At 51.7% G+C, this 4,260-nt stretch carries 5 protein-coding genes; 2 read left to right on the forward strand and 3 right to left on the reverse strand.

Translation table 11 applies throughout. The features are described from left to right. The coding region (locus ACXJJC_RS09270) for a type II secretion system F family protein (RefSeq protein ID WP_456371250.1) at nt 1–964 on the forward strand (964 nt) is incomplete at its 5' end. 32 nt (nt 965–996) lie between these two features. Next, nucleotides 997–1,764 carry a metallophosphoesterase family protein gene (locus tag ACXJJC_RS09275; RefSeq protein WP_456371252.1) on the forward strand — a complete coding sequence of 256 codons (768 nt, stop codon included), beginning with the start codon at nt 997–999 and terminating at the stop codon, nt 1,762–1,764. Here the strand turns inward: ACXJJC_RS09275 and ACXJJC_RS09280 are convergent. The 3 genes from ACXJJC_RS09280 to nrfD all read right to left on the reverse strand — a co-directional run. Next, a complete protein-coding gene (locus ACXJJC_RS09280; RefSeq protein ID WP_456371253.1) occupies nt 1,761–1,982 on the reverse strand; it encodes a hypothetical protein in 222 nt (73 codons plus the stop codon). The two genes, ACXJJC_RS09275 and ACXJJC_RS09280, sit on opposite strands and share 4 nt — an antisense overlap. Nucleotides 1,983–2,022: 40 nt before the next feature. Then, entirely contained in the window at nt 2,023–2,880 is an 858-nt protein-coding gene (locus tag ACXJJC_RS09285; protein WP_456371255.1) for a cytochrome c3 family protein, read from the reverse strand. A gap of 357 nt (nt 2,881–3,237) precedes the next feature. Then, nucleotides 3,238–4,260: NrfD/PsrC family molybdoenzyme membrane anchor subunit (gene nrfD, locus ACXJJC_RS09290; protein ID WP_456371257.1), on the reverse strand; the 1,023-nt coding region annotated here is incomplete at its 5' end.

The raw sequence follows: 4,260 nt of genomic DNA on the forward strand, positions 1-4,260 counted from the left end.
TCCGTTTCCAAAGGCAGAAATCAGGAGGTTCAGAGAGGATGTATACCGAACAAACGTCTTCGTTTACGACAGGAACGCCAGACGGTACAGGGTAAGGAGGGTGAGGAGGGCCATAGCAGCTCTCTTCAGGTTCATAATGCATCCGTACACCACGTCACTCGCGTACATGGATCTGAAAATAGCCGCAGTCCACATACTCGCCTTCTCGTCGATCATAGTGTATATTCTCACCAGGTACGGGTATCTGAGCCCGGAGGATTACGCAATCCCGGCTTTTGCAGTCTTTCTGATTATAACGGCAATAGTGGAGATGAAGCACAGGATTATCAGGAATGCTGAGGAAAAGCTCCCGGAGTTCTTCAGCGAGATTGCGATGCTGAATGAGTCGGGCGTGTCGATATTCGAGGGCGTCAGGCTCGTCTCGAAGTCTGGCACGGACACACTCTCGAGGGAATTCAGGAACGTCAGCAGGTACATAGAGCTTGGACTCCCGCTCACAAGGTCGATAGCGAGGCTCTCGTACAGGATCAGGAGTGAGATCTTCGTCAAGGCGATACCGATAGCCGTAAAGGCTCTTGAAACGAACACCAGCATAAAAGACGCTTTCACCACCGTCTCGAGGTATATCGAGGCTGAGCTTAACTTCAGGAAGCGCCTCAAATCGAGCCTCATGCCGTACCTTGCCATAGTTTACATGTCGGTCGGCGTTTTTCTGTTTGTCAGCTACCTGCTCCTTTCGAAGTTTTTGGTCGTCTTTTCGGGCATGAACGTGAACGTTATGGGCATCTCAGCGACGTTTGACGTTGAGCTGATTCGCCAGACATTCATGCGAACCGTTTACCTCGTCTCGTTTCTCTCAGGAATCATTGCAGGCACGATATCTGAGCTGAGAGTTTCGGGTGGGCTGAAGCATGCATTCATCCTGACGTTCATGAGCTACGTCGCCTTCACGTATTTCATTTGAAGGGTTATATACTTCGAGTTCCAGCATATATTATGCTCGAGCTTATCGAGCAGGCCGCAGGATTGAAGCACTCTAAGGTGCTTGAGCTCTCGCTCGACCGGTTTTCCATTGTGGGAGACATTCACGCGGATCTGACCGCGCTGAAACTCGTGCTGAAAAAGGCCTTCAGGCCTGTGATTTTCCTCGGTGATTACGCTGACAGGGGCGATAAACCGGCGGAGGTTTACAGGATCCTTCTCGAGGGGTACCTGAATGGCGATTTCATACTGCTGAGGGGAAACCACGAAAGCTCGGACGTTTTTCCTCACGATCTGCCCGGCAGACTTGAGGCCAGTGGTTACGGTGAGGACACCTACACTGCGCTGAAAGCTTTGTGGGAATCACTTCCGGCGTGTGCGATACTGAACGGCGAAATCTTTGCGGTTCACGGGGGAATCTACACCAAGTCGTGCAGAATTTTGCAGGAGGGTGTCGGGCTGAGGGATCTCGAGAGTGAGAGTGCGCTACTCGAGATGATGTGGAACGACCCCTGGGAGAGGGACGGCTGCGACTACAACTATGAAAGGGGTGTTGGGTTCTTCTTTGGAAAGATGGCCACGGAAAGGTTTCTCGAGGACCTCGGGCTGAGGGTTGTGGTGAGGAGTCATGAGCCAGCAAAGGTACTGAAGGCCGAGCAGAACGGGATGGTCATTACGGTCGGGTCCACCGGAGTTTACGGAACAAGAGTGGCGCTCCTTAATGTGGCCGGGACGGCTAAAAACGGGTATGAAATCGTGAGAAAATTTGGGTGCGTTCTTTAGGAGGATGACTTCTTCAGCTCTGCGAGGATCTTGAGGATCCCGTTTATTGCGAACAGAGCGCCGAGCAGTGCGATGATGATGTGGACACCACCTTCATACGCGGGTATCGCACCCGAGGTCATCACCCAGGCCCACATCCCCGCTATCTGCAGGCCTCCCACCACAAGTCCCGCGAAGATGAGCATCAGGAGCAGTTTTTTCAGGTCGTACTTCATCATGGTTAAACTGACAAAAAAGTTGTATTTAAGCTTTCCGAGTTTACTTGTGGCAAACCGTACAGCTCAGCGTTGGGTAGTGGTCTTTCCTGTCCGTGTGGCAGCTTTCACACGTTGTTCTCACGTCCACGCTCTTGTGAGGTACGTGGCACGACTTGCAGTCCTTGTCTGCGTGATTCTTGTGAATCGGCTTGTCGGGGAGGCTGTGGCAGGTCTGACACGAGAACGGTTCGGCAGTTATGTGTGGCTGGTGGCAGGTGTCGCAGTTGCTGTTCGCGTGAGCCCCCTCTGGCATTGAGAGTATTATGTCTCTATCGGTGTGGCACTTCTTGCAGTCCTGGGCCTTTGGCAGTATGTCCTCTCCGTTTGTCCTCACATCTGCCAGGAAGTTGTGGCAGTTTGTGCAGTGGAAGTTCATCTGCTTGACCTTTATCGTCATGTCGCTGTGGCAGTTCAGGCACTCCCCTCGATCTGGAACAAATCTGTGCACCCTTCCACCGTGGCAGTCCAGGCAGTTTGCATGAACGTTCTCGAGATGGAACTTGTGTCCAGCGGTCTCAGCAACATATGGCCATTTCTCACTTTTTGTAAAGTGACAGTGCTCACATCTCTCGTTTGGTATCTCAACGTGTACGTCATCAGCGACCCTCTCCGGTCTCTCCGTGAAGTAGATGACGAGCTGTCTCATGTTGCTTTCTAAGCTCGCTTTGTGACACTCATGGCAGTTTATGCCATTGTGCGGACTCTCGTTCCACTTGAACCAAGCTTCGTCCATAATGTGACACGTTCTGCAGAACCTGGGGTCGTCCTCGACGAACTTGTAGGTATTGTATCCCTCCACGGCGATAAGAATCCCTGAGATTATGAGCAGCGCTACTAAAGGTAATGGCTTGAAATTCATAGCCCACCTCTCAGGCGAATTAATAAAAATTTTGCGATTCTGATGCGGTTCGTATCTGAAAACGAAAACCGATGAGTGCTTGACACAGCTCGATGGACACTCTCTTAGAGGTTTTAGCCGATATTTCTAAGCGAAATAAAGTTTAACGCTGCAAAAGAAGTCAAATCGCTCTTGTTACCGTCATTTTTGGCTCGAAATACCAAATTTATTAATGTAATTTCGTGTAGGTAATTACAAATAATGAAAGATTGCTGGCAGAGCTGAGGGTGAGACGTGCTCACGGGTTTTTCCGCGACGAGAGTGCTGTTCAGGAGTTACGAGTACATGCTGCCAGGAAAAATAAATAAGGTAAGAGTATCACTCGAGTTCTGCCTTCTCCCACTCGTGCGGGTGCTCCCAGGGCGGTAGCAGCTTGACGAGCACTGCAAGTATGATGAACGGCAGTATCCAGATCCCCACCGCCAGCAGTACGCTTTCGGGGCCGAAGAGCGGCATTATGTACGTGGTGTACCCCATGTAGGTCTTGGACAGCATCTGACCGCCTATGACCACGTTCCACCTCATCGCGAAGACTCCGATCAGCGTGAGCACGGTTGCGAAGATGTATATGTACTTCCTGATGCCGAACCTCACAAGCCCTGTTCTTGCGAAGAGCAGCAGGAATATCGGCACGAGCGTCCCCAAGAATATCTGTATGACCACGAACGTCCAGAATATTTTTTCAGAGATCAGGTACCTTATCGCGTCAATCCCCTCCTCCTGGGTGTAGAACAGGTGAGCGAGCTCCATGAATTCCAGTGAGAGGTCAAGCAGATATGAGTACAGCAGGTAGTTGGCGAGGGTATCCGTGCACGCTCTGTCGAGTTCCACTCCTCTTATGTAGCTGCTTACTATGTATATCAGAAGGACGAGAGCGATTCCCGAGACCATGGCTGAGAACAGGAAGATTATGGGCATCAGCGGAGAGTTCCACCACGGGTTCGCCTTCACGCTCCCGAATATGAACCCGACGTAACCGTGCAGGAACGCTGCCGAAGGAAGACCTATGACCGTAACGATGTTCACTATCTTGTTGTCGGCCTTAACTGCGCTCTCGCTTATGTCGTAGTCTCCGAGGGTGAGTACCCTGTAGATCATCCCCTTGAGCCCCGTCTTCTCCTGAGCCCACATGACTATGTCCCTCCTGTAGTCGAAGTACAGCTCGATCAGCAGCACGGCCATCAGGTACCAGGCGTACACGAATCCAAAGCCCGCCATGGCTGAGGTGAGGTGTGGGGTCATCATTATCTCCAGAGCTCTTTCGGGATGTCCGAGGTGAGCTACGAGCGGAAGAGGGGCGCACAGCAGGAACGCAAGAGCAGTTAGCAGGGCGAGCCTGTA

This window comes from Geoglobus sp. (assembly GCF_054018175.1).